This is a genomic window from Streptomyces soli (genome assembly GCF_003999195.1).
Lineage (GTDB): Bacteria > Actinomycetota > Actinomycetes > Streptomycetales > Streptomycetaceae > Actinacidiphila > Actinacidiphila soli.
This window is the reverse complement of the sequence record NZ_RJVR01000350.1, coordinates 1-14,292: the sequence shown is the minus strand read 5'-3', so window position 1 is coordinate 14,292 and position 14,292 is coordinate 1. Positions and strand designations below refer to the sequence as shown.

Genomic DNA, 14,292 nt, shown 5'->3' with positions numbered 1-14,292 from the left:
TCAAAACCCACACCACTTACGACGAAGCGACCGCCTGGTCGCACCACGCCCAACCCCATGCCGCTTGACACCCAACGACATGGGGTGTCTGACCCGACCCGCGGCCGACGACGGCCCGGCACACCAGGTGCAGTCCGCCGTGTGCCGGGCCGTCTGTGCCCCGGTCATCCCGTGCCCCGGTCAGTCCTCGCCTGGAGAGTCCGACTCCCCCAGACTCCGTCTGGGAAGTGCCCCCACGGTGATTTAGCGGACCGGAGGCGAACCGAGCCCTCGAAAAAGGGGCTCAGTTGCCGCTGAACTCCTCGTACGCCTGGAGGACCTCTTCTGTGGGGCCGTCCATCCGCAGTTCGCCCTTCTCGAGCCACAGGACGCGGTCGCAGGTGTCGCGGATCGACTTGTTGTTGTGGCTGACGAGGAAGACCGTGCCGGCCTCCTTGCGGAGCTCGCGGATGCGTTCCTCGGAGCGTTTCTGGAACGTGCGGTCGCCGGTGGCGAGGGCCTCGTCGATCATGAGGACGTCGTGGCTCTTGGCGGCGGCGATGGAGAAGCGCAGGCGGGCCGCCATGCCGGAGGAGTACGTGCGCATGGGCAGGGAGATGAAGTCGCCCTTCTCGTTGATGCCGGAGAAGTCGACGATCTGCTGGTAACGGTCGCGGATCTCCTCCTGGGACATGCCCATCGCGAGGCCGCCGAGGATCACGTTGCGCTCGCCCGTCAGGTCGTTCATCAGGGCCGCGTTCACGCCGAGCAGCGACGGCTGGCCCTCGGTGAAGACCTTGCCGCTCTCGGCGGGCAGCAGGCCTGCCACGGCCCGCAGCAGGGTCGACTTGCCCGAGCCGTTCGAGCCGATCAGGCCGACGGCCTCACCGCGGTAGGCGGTGAAGGTGACCCCGCGTACGGCGTGCACCTTGCGGACGTTGGGGTTGCCCTTGCGGGTGACGATCCGCGAGAGGGCCGCGACCGCGCTGCCCTTGCCGGCGCCGGCGCCGTGCACTCGGTAGACGATGTGCAGGTCGTCCACGATGACGGTGGGGATCTTCTCGTTCGGGGACTCAGCCACGACCGTACTGCTCCTCGGCCTTCCAGAAGTAGACGAAGCCCCCGACGCCCGCGACGAGCGCCCAGCCCAGGGCCAGGACCCAGACATGCGGGGGAAGTTGGGCCGCCGTGTAGCTGCTGATGAGCGCGAACCGCATCAGGTCGATGTAGACGGCGGCCGGATTCAGGTCGAGCAGCAGCTTGACGAAGCCCGGCGCGCTGGCCGCGAAGTGGCTGATGCTGTACATGACGCCGGACATGTACATCCAGGTGCGCAGGATGAACGGCATCAGCTGGGCCAGGTCGGTCATCTTGCTGCCCAGCCGGGCCATGGCCAGGGCCAGACCGGCGTTGAAGACGCTCTGCAGGAACAGGGCGGGGATCGTGAGCAGCCAGGACCAGGTGGGGACCTCGCCGGTCATGAGCACGATGGAGAAGAGCACCAGCATCGACATCAGCAGCTGCTGGAGCTGCATCAGCGTGAACGCGATCGGCATCGACGCCCGGGGGAAGTGCAGCGCCCGGATCAGCCCCAGGTTGCCGGAGACGGCCTTGACGCCGGACATCACCGAGGACTGGGTGAAGGTGAAGATGAAGACGCCGGTGACCAGGAAGGCGATGAAGTTGTCGACGCCCTTGCTGGTGTGGAGCAGCAGGCCGAAGATCAGGTAGTAGACGGCCGCGTTCAGCAGCGGCGTCATGACCTGCCACAGCTGACCCAGCTTGGCCTGGGTGTACTGGGCGGACACCTTGGCCCGCGCGAAGGCAGAGATGAAGTGCCGTCGCGCCCACAGCTGCCGTACGTAGTCGCCCAGCCCTGGCCTGGCCCCGCTGACCGCGAGGCCGTACTTGGCCGCCAGCTCGGCCGACGACAGTCCGGTGTCGTCCGAGGGCGCCGGCACGGCACCGACGGCGACCGCACCGTCGTGCTTTGTCTCGCTCACAGTTGACACTTTCGTCCTCTAGGTGGCGCGACCGGTACGGGCCCGGGTTCGCGCCGAAGCTCTCAGTTCCGAGCTTGTCAGATGATCGGGGGTCGGCCCAGTCGAGTGAGGCGCCACACCGTACGCCACCTCATCGGCCGGCGAGGACCGCACGGTGTGGTCCAGCCTTCCCGGAATCCGCCGAACCAGGCCTTCAGCCCCGCACGGGACGGGCGGCGGACCAGGGTGAGCAGCATCCAGGTGCCGAGATAGGCCGGGACGAGCGGCCAGGGCAGGTTGCGGCGGGCCAGCCACACCCGGTTGCGGGCCACCATGCGGTGGTAGACCGCGTGCCGGCTGGGCGCGGTGAGGGGGTGGTTCAGGACCATGTCCGACCGGTAGTCGATCAGCCAGCCGGCGTCGAGCGCCCGCCAGGCCAGGTCGGTCTCCTCGTGAGCGTAGAAGAACTCGTCCGGCAGGCCGCCGACCTGCGCGAAGACCGACGTACGGACCGCGTTGGCGCCGCCGAGGAAGGTGGTGACCCGCGAGGAGCGCATCGGGTCGGCGGCGCGCAGCCGGGGGACGTGCCGGCGCTGGGTGGTGCCGCTCTCCGGGTCGGCGATCCGGAAGCTGATGATGCCCAGCTCGGGATCGGCGGCGAAGGCCTGGCGGACCAGCTCGCCGGTGTCCTCGTTGGGGAGCAGTCCGTCGTCGTCGAGGAAGAGCAGGATGTCGACGTCTCGGCCGCCGGGCCCGAAGGCCTCGATGCCGACGTTGCGGCCGCCGGGGATGCCCAGGTTCACGGGCAGCTCCACGGTGCGGATGCCGGCCGGCAGCTCAGGCAGCGGAGAGCCGTTGCCGACCACGGCGATCTCGATCGCGGAGCCGTGCTGCTTGGCGACCGAGTCCAGCAGGTCACGAAGCTCCTCGGGACGGTTGCCCATGGTGATGATCACCGCCCCGAGCCTGAGCTGCTGGGTCCCCGACGGCGCGCTCACCGCAGCCTGCTCGATGCCAGGATGCTGACCAGGTGCAGCACGGTCTGCAGTACGGCGATCGCGGCCAGGGCTGTGACGGCGATCCGGGTGAAGAGCAGATCGCCGTGGATCGTGTCGGCGATGGCGGCGACCAGGATCACCAGGGAGGCCTCGACGCCGCCCACCAGGCGGTGGAACTTCAGCGCGGCGGCGGCCTTGCGGGCCAGCGCCAGCCCGGAGGAGCGGGGCGCGGACGCGGCGTCCTCCACGGCGGGCAGGCCGCTGCGGGAGCGGGCCACGTCCACCAGGTCGGTCTCGGCCTTGATCAGGATCGCGCCGAGCGCGGCGAGCGTCCCCAGGAAGGCCCAGCCCCAGTGGGTGGAGCCGCCGTCCTGGTGGAAGATGTCCGCCGCGCGCATGCCGAACCCGACCAGCAGGGCCGCCTCGGACAGGTAGTGGCCCACCCGGTCGAGGTAGACGCCGGTGATCGAGGTCTGCTTGCGGTAGCGGGCCAGCTCGCCGTCCACGCAGTCCAGCAGCAGGTACAGCTGGATGAGCAGGGCGCCGAGCACCGCCCCGGCGAGGCCGGGGATCAGCAGTGCGGCGCCGGCCGCTATACCGGCGACGATCATCAGCCCGGTGTACTGGTTGGCGCTGAGCGGGGAGTTGAGCAGGTGCCGGGTGCACCGCAGCGAGATCTCTCGCATGTACAGGCGCCCGGCCCAGTGCTCACCGTTGCGCCGGTCCTTGATGCCGCCGGGGTGAACGACCGGGCGCAGTTCAGCTACTGATGGTTTTGGCATAGTCGGCGTATGCGTCCCTGATCTCGTCGGTGGAAAGGTCCAGGTGCTCCAGGATGGTGAAGCGCCCGGGGCGGGTCTGTGGGGCGTACTCGACGGCCTTGACGAACTCGCCTTCGGTGAAGCCGATTTCGCCGGGCGTTGTCGGCAGCCCGTGGCGGTGCAGCACCTCGGCGAAGAGACCGGCCTCGTCCTTGGCGCCGCGCAGGAACATCGCGAAGGCCGCGCCGATGCCGACCTGCTCGCCGTGGGCGGCGGCCCGCTTCGGGTAGAGCAGGTCGAAGGCGTGGCTGATCTCGTGGCAGGCGCCGGACGACGGGCGGGTGTCGCCGCTGATCGACATGGCGATGCCGGACAGGACCAGCGCCTCGGCCAGCACGGTGAGGAACCCGTCGTCACCGACGCCACCGGGTTGGCGCAGGACGGACTCACCGGCCGAGCGGGCCATGGCGGCGGCCAGGCCGTCGATGGGCTCCCCGTTCACGCGGTGGGACAGCTCCCAGTCCGCGATGGCCGAGATATTGGAGATCGCGTCGCCGATGCCGGACCGTACGAAGCGGACCGGGGCCTCGCGGATCACCTCCAGGTCGATGACCAGGGCGATCGGGGTCGGCACACCGTACGAGCCGCGCCCGTTGTCGTTGTCCAGCGTGGACACCGGCGAGCAGATGCCGTCGTGCGACAGGTTCGTGGCGACCGCGACCATCGGCAGGCCGACCCGGGCGGCCGCGTACTTCGTCGCGTCGATGATCTTGCCGCCGCCGAGCGCCACGACCGCGTCGTACCGCCGGCCCCTTATGGCGTCGGCGAGCTTGACCGCGCCGTCGATCGTGCCGCCGGCGACCTCGAACCAGTCGGCGCCGGGCAGCGCGGGGGCGAGCCGCTCGCGCAGCTTGGCGCCGGAGCCGTTGCTCATCGCGATGGCGAGCTTGCCGGAGCTGGAGATCCGCTGGTCGGCGAGGAGGACGGCGAGATCGTCCAGCGCGCCGGTGCGGATGTCGACGACGACCGGCGAGGGGATCAGCCTCGTCAGTACTGGCACGCGATCTCCCGGGCACGCTTGAGGTCGTCGTGGTTGTCGATCTCGACCCACGAGACCTCGCCGATGGGGGCGACGTCGACTTGGAAGCCGCGGTTGACCAGTTCCTGGTAGCCGTCCTCATAGTAGAGCTGCGGGTCGCGCTCGTACGTGACCTTGAGCGCGTCGGCGAGGTCGGCGGCGGCGTCGGCTTCGATGAGGGTCACACCGATGTACTCGCCGGTCGCTGTGGCGGGCTCCATGAGCTTGGTGATGCGCCGGACACCCGTGCCGTCGGCGGTGATGACCTTCATCTCCTCGTCGGCGAGCTTCTTCACCGTGTCGAGGGCGAGGATGATCTTCTGGCCCTGTCCCCGGGCTGCGAGCAGGGTCTGCTCGACGGAGACCGGGTGGACGGTGTCACCGTTGGCGAGGATGACGCCTTCCTTGATGACGTCCCGGGCGCACCACAGGGAGTACGCGTTGTTCCACTCCTCGGCCTTGTCGTTCTCGACGAGGTGGAGCTTGACGCCGTACCTGGCCTCCAGGGCCGCCTGGCGCTCGTACACGGCCTCCTTGCGGTAGCCCACGACGATCGCGGCGTCGGTCAGGCCGACCTCGGCGAAGTTGCCGAGAGTGAGGTCGAGGACGGTGGTGCTCCCCTGTCCCGCCGGGTCCACCGGCACCAGTGCCTTGGGCAGGGCGTCGGTGTAGGGGCGCAGACGCCGTCCGGCGCCGGCGGCCAGCACGAGGCCGATCATGCGGGTTCTCCTGTTTCGTCGTGTACTGCGGGTGCTTGCGAGGACACCCAGAAGCGGATGCTCTCGGTGAGCACCACCACCGTCAGCGCGACAGCCAGGGCTATCAGGGCGACGGTGAGGCCCGAGCCGCCCGCCAGAGCGGCGGAGGCCGCGGTCACCACCAGCGCCCTGCCCTCTTGTCCGCCGATAACGCGTACCAGAGCCCGAGGCGGCGCCCCGGTACCGCCGCGGATGCGGTACACCGTGTCGTAGTGATGGTAGGCGACGGCGGCCACCAGCCCGAAAGCGGCAGGCAACGCTTCATTCACCTGGGAGACAGCCGCCAGCACCAGGATGGTCGTGAATTCGCCGGCGCGGAAGACCGGTGGGACCAGCCAGTCCAGCGGGCCCTTCAGCGGCCGGGCGACGGCCAGGCCCGAGGTCAGTACGTAGCCCGCCGCGGCCAGGACCGGCCACCAGCTGCCGCGCGGGGCGAAGGCCGACGTGGCGATGATCACGCCGGCGCCGAGCAGCGCCACCGCCGGGGCGGTGAAGGCCGGCAGCCGCCGGGCGGGTCCCCTGAGCGCGGCCGCGACGCCCTCCGCCAGCGGCCCGGAGTCGGCCAGCTCGGCCAGCGCCAGGGCGGCGCGGTCGGTGCACGTGGCCCTGCGGGTCAGGGAGCGCAGCAGACGGCCGCCCGTGGTGTAGCACGCCGCGAAGGCGCAGCCCACGATCAGGACGTAGAAGGTGATGCGCGGCGTGGTGGCCGCGGTGAGCACCGCTATCAGCGCCCAGCGCTCACCGATCGGCAGCACTATCATCCGGCGCAGCCAGACCGTCCAGCCGACGCTGTCGAGCTTGCCGGACAGGGCGGCGGTGGGGCTGGACCCCGCCAATTCACCGAGTGCCGTCGCGTCGTGGTTGGCCTCGTTGAAGGCGAAGTCCACCACATGGCGGCAGGTCTGCAGGACCATCGCGCCCAGCGCCAGGGCCCATACGTCATCGCCGCCACGGGCCGCGCCCAGTGCGAGGCCCGCGTAGTAGGCGTACTCCTTGGCCCGGTCGAAGGTCGCGTCGAGCCAGGCGCCGAGCGTCGAGTACTGCAGGGAGTAGCGGGCCAGTTGTCCGTCGGTGCAGTCCAGCACGAAGGAGGTGATGAGCAGCACGCCGGCGGCGATGAAGCCGGGGCGGGTGCCGGTGGCCGCGCAGGCGGCGCCGATCAGCGCGACCAGCAGGGAGGCGGTCGTGACCTGGTTGGGGGTCAGGCCGTGCCGGGCACACCAGCGGGCGATGTAGCGGGAGTACGGACTGATGAAGTACGTGGTGAAGAACCCGTCCCGGGACTTCACGGCGCTGCGCAGCCGTACGACCTCGTCGTCGACGTCCGCCACGGCGGCCGCGGCCTTCTCTCGCTCGACCTCACCGGTCGGCACGGCGGCGACCAGCACACCCAGCTCAGGCCGGTGGACGGCGGTGCCCTCGGCGTCCAGGCGTGCCGCCAGCTCGTCCACCGGGGCGTCGCCCGGCAGGTCGGCCAGCACCCGCACGAGGGCCGGGCGGGCGGCGGGCCGGGCCGACAGGGCGCCGGGCACTGCGGCGGCGTCGAAGCGGGGGTCGGTCAGTGCCAGCCGCAGGGCGTGGACATGGCCGACGAAGCGCGGGTCGACGAGCGCGACGCGCTCCCCGGCGGGGAGAGCGGCCAGTTGTGCCGCGACGGCGCCGGGGCCGTCCGCGTGAAGCACGTCGAAGCCGAGGGTGCGCAGGTCGCCCTCGATCGGCGACGCGGCGACCGGCGGCCCGGTGAGGATGGCGGTCGACAGACGGACTCACTCCCTGGAACTACGAAGATTTTCCGCCAGATGGGCGGGCATGAGCGGAGAGGCTATCGGATTCCTGAGAACTTCTGTTCACCACCCGTTCGCTTCATCGTCGTGCGGTCGGCGCTGATCATCATGGGGGATCGGGAGCGTCCGGACAAACGATGCAGCGCCTCCGCCGATAGGGTGACCGCATGACGTGGCTGATCACAGGCGGGGCCGGATTCATCGGGGCGCACGTGGTCCGGGCGATGACCCGGGCCGGAGAGCGCGTCGTGGCGTACGACGACGGCTCGGCCGGCGTCGCCGAGCGCATCCCGGCCGGAGTGCCCCTGGTAACCGGTTCCACACTCGACCGGGAGCGGCTCGACGCGACGATCGCGGAGTACGGCGTGACCGGCGTCGTCCACCTCGCGGCGAGGAAGCAGGTCGGCGAGTCCGTTGAGCAGCCGCTGTTCTACTACCGCGAGAACATCGGCGGCCTCGGCACCCTACTGGAGGCCGTCGCGGCGGCCGGTATCCGCCGGTTCCTCTTCTCCTCCTCCGCCGCGGTCTACGGCATGCCTGACGTGTCCCTGGTCACCGAGGACACCCCCTGCCTGCCGCTCAGCCCGTACGGCGAGACCAAGCTGGCCGGCGAGTGGCTGGTCCGGGCCGCGGGCAGGGCGCACGGCATCTCCACGGCCTGCCTGCGCTACTTCAACGTGGCCGGCGCCGCCTCCCCCGAGCTGTCCGACACCGGGGTCTTCAACATCGTCCCGATCGTCTTCGACCGCCTCACCCGTGGCAAGGTCCCGCAGATCTTCGGCGACGACTACCCCACGCCCGACGGCACCTGCATCCGCGACTACATCCACGTCGAGGACCTCGCCGACGCCCATCTCGCCGCAGCCCGGAAGCTGACCGAGCAGGCCGAGCTGGGCTCGGCCGGCGATCTGACGGTCAACATCGGCAGCGGCGAGGGCGTGTCGGTGCGCGAACTGATCGACCTGATCCTCGACGTCACCGGATACGCGGACGTGGAGCCCGTCGTCACCCCCCGCCGCCCGGGCGATCCCGCGCGTGTCGTCGCCTCGTCCGAGCTGATCCGCAAGGAGCTCGGCTGGTCCGCAGCGCGCGGCCCGCGCGACATGGTCGAGTCCGCGTGGCAGGGGTGGCTGCTGCACCACCCGGAGGCCCGCCGCGGCTGAGCCGGGCGACGGTTCATCACCGCAGGTCACCGCACATGACAACGGTCTTCACTGCTGAGTTGCCTACGGCAAGTGACGGGGCTTAACTGGGACTCGCCCGGTCGGGTATCCGCCGGGACGGGACCGGAAGGGGCCAACTGGCATGGGGGCAGGGCACTCGCATACGCACGCACCAGCGCCCGATGTGACGGGGACGGCCGCGGCAGCGTACCGGGGGCGGCTGCGGGTGGCGTTGGGCATCACCCTGCTGGTGCTGGTGACGGAGGTCGTCGGCAGCGTCTTCAGCGGCTCGCTGGCGCTGCTGGCGGACGCGGGTCACATGGCCACGGACGCGGCCGGCATCGCCATGTCGCTGGTGGCGATCCACTTCGCCAACCGCCCGCCCAGCGAGCGCCGCACCTTCGGGTTCGCCCGGGCGGAGATCCTCTCGGCGGTGCTCAACGCGGTGCTGCTGTTCGGCGTGGGCGCGTACATCTTCTACGAGTCGGTGCGCCGGCTGATCGCCCCCGCGGAGGTCCACAGCGGCCTGACCATCGTCTTCGGTCTGATCGGGCTGGCCGCCAACGCGGTGTCGCTGTCCCTGCTGATGCGCGGACAGAAGGAGAGCCTGAACGTCCGGGGCGCCTTCCTGGAGGTCATGGCGGACGCCCTCGGCTCGCTCGCGGTCGTCGTGGCGGCGGTGGTGATCATGACGACGGGCTGGCGGCAGGCCGACCCGGTGGCGTCGCTGCTGATCGGGCTGATGATCGTCCCGCGTACGTGGAAGCTGCTGCGCGAGGCGTTGGAGGTACTGCTGGAGGCGGCGCCCAGGGACGTCGACATGGCCGAGGTGCGCTCGCACATCCTGGCTCTGCCGAGCGTGGAGGGGCTGCACGATCTGCATGTGTGGACGATCACCTCGGGCATGCCGGTGCTGTCGGCGCATGTGGTGGTGCGGCAGGACGCGCTGGACTCGGTCGGGCACGAGAAGATGCTGCACGACCTGCAGGGCTGCCTCGGCGACCACTTCGACGTGGAGCACTGCACCTTCCAGCTCGAGCCGGCCGGGCACGCGGAGCACGAGGCGCGGCTGTGCCATTGACGGCGGGCGCGTGAGGCAGACTGAGGACTTGTCGTCGATTCAAAGGATGGCCATGCCAACCAGTCCCGCCACCGGCCGGCCCGGTACCCCCGCGGCAGACCCCTCCGCCAACGGCTCCTACGCCCCGATCCTGCTCGAACTGGTCGATGAGACCGGCGTGACGATCGGTACGGCAGAGAAGCTGTCGGCACACCAGGCACCGGGGCGGTTGCACCGCGCGTTCTCGGTCTTCCTCTTCGACGACGAGGGCAGACTGCTTCTGCAACGCCGGGCGCTGGGCAAGTACCACTCCCCCGGCGTCTGGTCCAACACCTGCTGCGGTCACCCCTACCCCGGCGAACCGCCCTTCGTCGCCGCCGCCCGCCGTACCGCCGAGGAGCTGGGCGCGCCGCCCGCGCTGCTGCGCGAGGCCGGTACGGTCCGCTACAACCACCCGGACCCGGCGTCGGGCCTGGTGGAGCAGGAGTACAACCACCTCTTCGTCGGCCTGGTGCGCGAGCAGCTGCGCCCCGACCCGGGCGAGATCGGCGAGACTGCCTTCGTCACGCCGGTCGACCTGGAGGAGCTGCGCGAGACCGGGCCGTTCTCGGCCTGGTTCCCGACGGTGCTGGAGGCCGCGCTGCCCGGGATCCGCGAGCTGACGGTGGACGCGGGCTGGTAGTCCCGCCGGGCCTTACGGGGTCGCGCTCGCCGGTAGCGGGAGCGCGGCCCAGACCACCTTGCCGCCGGACGGGATGTGCTCGACGTCGCACATCCCGCCGGCCTCGGCGGTGATCGCCTTGACCAGCAGCAGCCCCCGGCCGCCGGTGTCGGCACTGTCGGCCTGCAGGGCCTTGGGGCGGTAGGGGTGGTTGTCCTCGACGGCCACCCGCACCCAGTCGGTGCCGACGGCCACCTCGACCACGATCTCCGGGGAGAGCAGGGCCGCGTGCCGTACGGCGTTGGTGACCAGCTCGGACACGATGAGCAGCAGACCGTGCATCAGCATCTCGTCGACCGGGACCGCCCGGTCGGTGATCAGATCCCGTACGGCATGCCGGGCCTGCGGCACCGAGGAGTCCAGCGCGGGGGCGGTGAAGCGCCACGCACCCTCGTACGGGCGCGGGTTGGCCGGTGCCACAGTCGGCACCGGTTCGGGCGGGACGCTCCCGCGGACCTCCATGGCGGCATTCACCCTCGCATTCGCGTGATGCTCCCCGCAGTCCCCGCTCGCGCGCCTCTTCGGGCGGCGGCGGGATCCGCCTCACAGATCGAGTGTCGGCAGCGAAGGGGACGTCCCCGAGCCCCTAACCGAAAATCCGCAAGTTTCGACCGGCTTTGGTCTCATTCGAGCGAAGCTGTCACTCCACCGATCGCTGCTGGCCCCCTTGTTGCGTGTGCAAGGACCCTTCCTCGGTGGCTGTGCGCGCCTCGGTCACCATGCTCACGATCCGCCGGCCGCCGATTCCGGCCGAGATCAGCCCGAGCCCGTCGAAGAGCAGCGTGAGGGACACGAACGTACCGATGACATACAGGCTGCTGTCCGGCCAGTGGGCCAGGACGAGCACCGCCAGGAGGATGCCGACCGCGCCCTGCACGATCGTCCACACCATCTGCGGGCCTCGCACCACCAGGCCGCCGAAGAGCCGGAAGATCCCGCCGGTGAGGAAGAGCAGCGCGGCGAACATCGTGAGTGCGGCGGCCGTCACCCCGGGGAACCGGATGACGATGATGCCGGCCGCGATGTTGAGGGCCGCCACCACCAGGGCCAGCCAGAAGAAGCTCGAGTGGCGGTTCTGCACGGCCTGGAACAGGCCGACGATGCCGCCGACCAGCAGCAGCCAGCCAAAGAGGATCATGGTGGTCAGGGTGGCGAACCCCACGTACAGCAGCCCGACTATTCCGCCGATGATCAGGATCACGCCCAGCGCGGCCACCCAGCCGAAGGTGCGGCTGAGCCGGGCCTCCGGCGGCTTGGGATGCCTGTAATGCGCCCTCAACGTGGCCATGCCCGTCTCCTTGCCTCGTTTACGGTGATATACCCCGATTCGCCCTGATAAGCCACTGCTAAGCCCCTGATCAGGGGCTCCATGATCGCCCGATAGGATCCGGGCATGCCTCTTCTGCTGGATGTGACCGGATCCACCGCGACGATCACCATCAGCAATCCTGCGAAGCGCAATGCCATGTCTCTGGACATGTGGCGCGACCTTCCCGGCCTGCTTGACGGACTCGCGGCCGACCCCGCCGTCCGGGTGCTCGTGCTCACCGGCGCCGGAAACACCTTCTGCGCGGGCGCCGACATCACGGACCTGCGGGACCCGGCGGCGGGCTCCGGTCTCGCCCAGGGCGCGGCCGTCGAGGCCGAGGAGGCGCTCGCCGCCTTCCCCAAGCCCTCGGTCGCGGCGATCCGGGGCTTCTGCGTCGGCGGCGGCTGTCAGCTCGCCGCCGCCTGCGATCTGCGCTTCGCCGCCGAGGGCTCCCGCTTCGGGGTCACCCCGGCCAGATTCGGCATCGTCTACGCGGCGTCCTCCACCCGGCGGCTGGTCGGCCTGGTGGGTCCCGCAGCCGCCAAGTACCTGCTGTTCTCCGCCGAATTCGTCGGCCACGAGCGGGCACTGCGTACGGGCCTGGTGGACGAGGTCCTGCCGGACGATGCCCTGGGCAAGCGCGTCGAGGAGTTCGCCGGGGTGCTGGCGTCGCGGTCCCTGCTCACCCAGGCCGCCGCCAAGGAGTTCACCGCGCCGGACCTCGATCCGGCCCGCGTCGAGCACTGGGCCCGCCAGGCGGACGGCACGGACGACACGGACGAGGGAGTGGCCGCCTTCCTGGAGGGGCGCCAGCCGCGCTTCACGTGGACGGGGCGGTAACCACGCCCACGCCCCGGGACCGCAGGGCCTCCAGCCCCGTACGGATCCGCCCGGCCACCGGCGGAAGGAGCAGTGAGCCCGCCGTGGCCGCCGCCGACGACGCCAGGGCGATGGTCCAGGCGACGGGGCCCAGCGGGGTGCAGCCGAAGAACTGGCTGACGCCGGGCGTCTGGATCACCGCCGCCAGTGCGGCCATCGAGCCGACCGACGCGGCCAGCACCGCCGGGCCGCGACCGCCGACCAGCAGCGTCTGGCCGAGCTGGGAGCCGACCAGGGCGGCCAGCGCGACGGTGCGGGCCCGGACCGCCCGACCGGTGGCGCGGGCGGCGAGCCAGCCCAGGCCGGCCCCGAAGGCGGTCGCGATGGCCCGTACGGTGATCTCGTCGGTGAGCGCGGTCCCGAGAGACGCCTCGGGGCCTTCCCGCAGCAGCCGCTCGGCCGCGCCCTCGGCAGGCGGGCGCAGGGCGACGGCGATGGCCGGGGCGAGGTCGGTGAAGAGGTTGACCAGCAGGAGCTGACGGGCCGTCAGGGGCGAGGTGCCGGTGACGGTGGCGCCCAGCACCGTGAAGCCGATCTCGCCCAGGTTGCCGCCTACAAGGATCGCCAGCGCCTGCCGTACCGAGGCCCACATCGCCCTGCCCTCGGTCAGCGCGGCCAGGATGGTCTCCAGCCGGTCGTCGGTCACCACCAGGTCCGCCGCCGCGCGGGCGGCCGGTGCGCCGCGTCCGCCGAGCGCGATCCCGACGTCGGCGAGGCGGATGGCGGGCGCGTCGTTGGCGCCGTCCCCGGTCATCGCGACGGTGCGGCCCAGCCGTTGGAAGGCCTGCACCACGCGGACCTTGTGGGTGGGGGTGCCGCGGGCCACGACGCCGACGTGCGGCAGCAGTTCGTCGAGGGCGTCGTCGTCCAGCGCGTCGAGTTCGGCGCCGGTGACCACCTGGCCGCCGTCGAGGACGTCCAGCTCGCGGGCGATCGACTCGGCGGTCTGCGGGTGGTCCCCGGTGATCATGACGATGTGCACGCCGGCCTCGGCGAGTTGGCGCACCGAGCGGGCGGCGGTGCCCCGCACCTGGTCGGTCAGGGCGAGGAAGCCGAGGAAGTCCAAGCCGTCCACCGCGCCGTCCGTGAGCTTGCCGCCGGGCGCACCTTGGCGCTCGGCGACCGCCAGGACCCGGTGGCCTTCGGCGGCGAGTTTCTCACCCTCGACCAGGATCCGGTCCTTGGCCGCCCGGTCCAGCGGCCGGCCGCCGCGGGTAGCGCAGCGCTCGACCACCTCCTCCGGCGCGCCCTTCACCGACAGCAGCGACCTCTTGCCGCCTCGGCCCCTAGTGGCGTGGAAGCCGCGGCTCGGCTCGAAGGGCAGGCTGGTGCTGCGCCGCCAGCCCCGCGCCCCGTCGTCACGTGCCACGCCCGCGGTCTCGGCGCCGGCGACCACGGCGCGGTCGGTGAAGTGCTCCAGCTTGGCGCTGCCGCGCGCCCGCGGGGTGGCCCGCAGACCCGCCGCCAGTACCGCCCGCTCCTGGGGTTCGAGCCGGTCGAGGGGGACGCTGCGGCCGTCCACGGCCACGGCACCGAGATCGATACGGCCCTGGGTGAGGGTTCCGGTCTTGTCGAAGCACAACACGTCCGCGCGACCCGCCGCCTCGATGGTGCGCGGGTCCCGTACGAGGACGCCCTGCTCGGACAGGCGCCGGGCGGCGGCCAGTTGGGCGGCCGAGACCAGGAAGGGCAGCCCCTCCGGGACGCTGGCCACCGCGAGGCCGACGCCCGCGCCGACGGTCTCCCGGGCCGGGCGCCCGCGCAGCAGGCCCGCCGCCATCACCGCGCCGGCCGAGCCGAGCGCGACCGGCAGCGTGGAC

General features: G+C 71.2%; 14 protein-coding genes. 4 read left to right on the top strand and 10 right to left on the bottom strand.

The features are described 5' to 3' along the window. Positions 1-283: 283 nt before the first annotated feature. The 7 genes from EFK10_RS42655 to EFK10_RS42625 form a co-directional block, all read right to left on the bottom strand. Positions 284-1,036, bottom strand: a complete 753-nt coding sequence (locus tag EFK10_RS42655; protein WP_206305814.1) for an ABC transporter ATP-binding protein — start codon at positions 1,034-1,036, stop codon at positions 284-286. 16 nt (positions 1,037-1,052) lie between these two features. After that, the gene (locus EFK10_RS42650) at positions 1,053-1,982 is read right to left on the bottom strand and encodes an ABC transporter permease (protein ID WP_127361010.1); all 930 of its coding nucleotides are present in this window, start codon (positions 1,980-1,982) and stop codon (positions 1,053-1,055) included. A 77-nt stretch (positions 1,983-2,059) separates the two neighbouring features. Next, positions 2,060-2,905: a glycosyltransferase family 2 protein gene (locus tag EFK10_RS42645; protein ID WP_127361012.1), complete on the bottom strand. Its 846-nt coding sequence runs from the start codon at positions 2,903-2,905 to the stop codon at positions 2,060-2,062. Between the two features lie 50 nt (positions 2,906-2,955). Next, on the bottom strand, positions 2,956-3,741 hold the full coding sequence (locus EFK10_RS42640) for a CDP-alcohol phosphatidyltransferase family protein (protein ID WP_127361009.1): 786 nt from the start codon (positions 3,739-3,741) through the stop codon (positions 2,956-2,958). Further along, positions 3,719-4,780 carry an iron-containing alcohol dehydrogenase family protein gene (locus EFK10_RS42635; protein ID WP_127361008.1) on the bottom strand — a complete coding sequence of 354 codons (1,062 nt, stop codon included), beginning with the start codon at positions 4,778-4,780 and terminating at the stop codon, positions 3,719-3,721. The genes EFK10_RS42640 and EFK10_RS42635 overlap by 23 nt, the downstream gene beginning before the upstream one ends. Then, positions 4,768-5,517 (bottom strand): phosphocholine cytidylyltransferase family protein, encoded by a 750-nt coding sequence (locus EFK10_RS42630; protein WP_127361007.1) that lies wholly within the window; start codon positions 5,515-5,517, stop codon positions 4,768-4,770. Before EFK10_RS42630 ends, EFK10_RS42635 begins: the two co-directional genes overlap by 13 nt. Beyond that, positions 5,514-7,316, bottom strand: coding sequence for a DUF5941 domain-containing protein (locus EFK10_RS42625; protein ID WP_127361006.1), 1,803 nt, complete (start codon positions 7,314-7,316; stop codon positions 5,514-5,516). Before EFK10_RS42625 ends, EFK10_RS42630 begins: the two co-directional genes overlap by 4 nt. A 191-nt stretch (positions 7,317-7,507) precedes the next feature. Here EFK10_RS42625 and galE point away from each other — a divergent pair, with 191 nt between their 5' ends. From galE to idi, 3 genes are all read left to right on the top strand, one after another. Further along, entirely contained in the window at positions 7,508-8,503 is a 996-nt protein-coding gene (gene galE / locus EFK10_RS42620) for a UDP-glucose 4-epimerase GalE (protein WP_127361005.1), read from the top strand. A 142-nt stretch (positions 8,504-8,645) separates the two neighbouring features. Then, on the top strand, positions 8,646-9,584 hold the full coding sequence (locus tag EFK10_RS42615; protein ID WP_127361004.1) for a cation diffusion facilitator family transporter: 939 nt from the start codon (positions 8,646-8,648) through the stop codon (positions 9,582-9,584). Positions 9,585-9,636: 52 nt separating this feature from the next. Beyond that, positions 9,637-10,245: an isopentenyl-diphosphate Delta-isomerase gene (idi, locus tag EFK10_RS42610; protein ID WP_127361003.1), complete on the top strand. Its 609-nt coding sequence runs from the start codon at positions 9,637-9,639 to the stop codon at positions 10,243-10,245. A 12-nt stretch (positions 10,246-10,257) separates the two neighbouring features. Here the strand turns inward: idi and EFK10_RS42605 are convergent, their stop codons facing one another. Together EFK10_RS42605 and EFK10_RS42600 are read right to left on the bottom strand one after the other, a co-directional pair. Then, the gene (locus tag EFK10_RS42605) at positions 10,258-10,746 is read right to left on the bottom strand and encodes an ATP-binding protein (RefSeq protein WP_127361002.1); all 489 of its coding nucleotides are present in this window, start codon (positions 10,744-10,746) and stop codon (positions 10,258-10,260) included. A 178-nt stretch (positions 10,747-10,924) separates the two neighbouring features. Further along, complete coding sequence (locus tag EFK10_RS42600; RefSeq protein ID WP_127361001.1) at positions 10,925-11,572, bottom strand: HdeD family acid-resistance protein; 648 nt, start codon at positions 11,570-11,572, stop codon at positions 10,925-10,927. 105 nt (positions 11,573-11,677) lie between these two features. Here EFK10_RS42600 and EFK10_RS42595 point away from each other — a divergent pair, with 105 nt between their 5' ends. After that, the gene (locus EFK10_RS42595; protein ID WP_127361000.1) at positions 11,678-12,433 is read left to right on the top strand and encodes an enoyl-CoA hydratase/isomerase family protein; all 756 of its coding nucleotides are present in this window, start codon (positions 11,678-11,680) and stop codon (positions 12,431-12,433) included. Here the strand turns inward: EFK10_RS42595 and EFK10_RS42590 are convergent. After that, positions 12,414-14,292 (bottom strand): HAD-IC family P-type ATPase (locus EFK10_RS42590; RefSeq protein WP_164836388.1); only part of this gene is annotated, 1,879 nt, incomplete at its 5' end. The two genes, EFK10_RS42595 and EFK10_RS42590, sit on opposite strands and share 20 nt — an antisense overlap.

Coding starts and splice junctions, on each gene's coding strand:
- EFK10_RS42645 (WP_127361012.1), bottom strand. CDS start 2,905: ATGGGCAACCGTCCCGAGGAGCTTCGTGACCTGCTGGACTCGGTCGCC.
- EFK10_RS42640 (WP_127361009.1), bottom strand. CDS start 3,741: ATGCCAAAACCATCAGTAGCTGAACTGCGCCCGGTCGTTCACCCCGGC.
- EFK10_RS42630 (WP_127361007.1), bottom strand. CDS start 5,517: ATGATCGGCCTCGTGCTGGCCGCCGGCGCCGGACGGCGTCTGCGCCCC.
- galE (WP_127361005.1), top strand. CDS start 7,508: ATGACGTGGCTGATCACAGGCGGGGCCGGATTCATCGGGGCGCACGTG.
- EFK10_RS42615 (WP_127361004.1), top strand. CDS start 8,646: ATGGGGGCAGGGCACTCGCATACGCACGCACCAGCGCCCGATGTGACG.
- idi (WP_127361003.1), top strand. CDS start 9,637: ATGCCAACCAGTCCCGCCACCGGCCGGCCCGGTACCCCCGCGGCAGAC.
- EFK10_RS42605 (WP_127361002.1), bottom strand. CDS start 10,746: ATGGAGGTCCGCGGGAGCGTCCCGCCCGAACCGGTGCCGACTGTGGCA.
- EFK10_RS42600 (WP_127361001.1), bottom strand. CDS start 11,572: ATGGCCACGTTGAGGGCGCATTACAGGCATCCCAAGCCGCCGGAGGCC.
- EFK10_RS42595 (WP_127361000.1), top strand. CDS start 11,678: ATGCCTCTTCTGCTGGATGTGACCGGATCCACCGCGACGATCACCATC.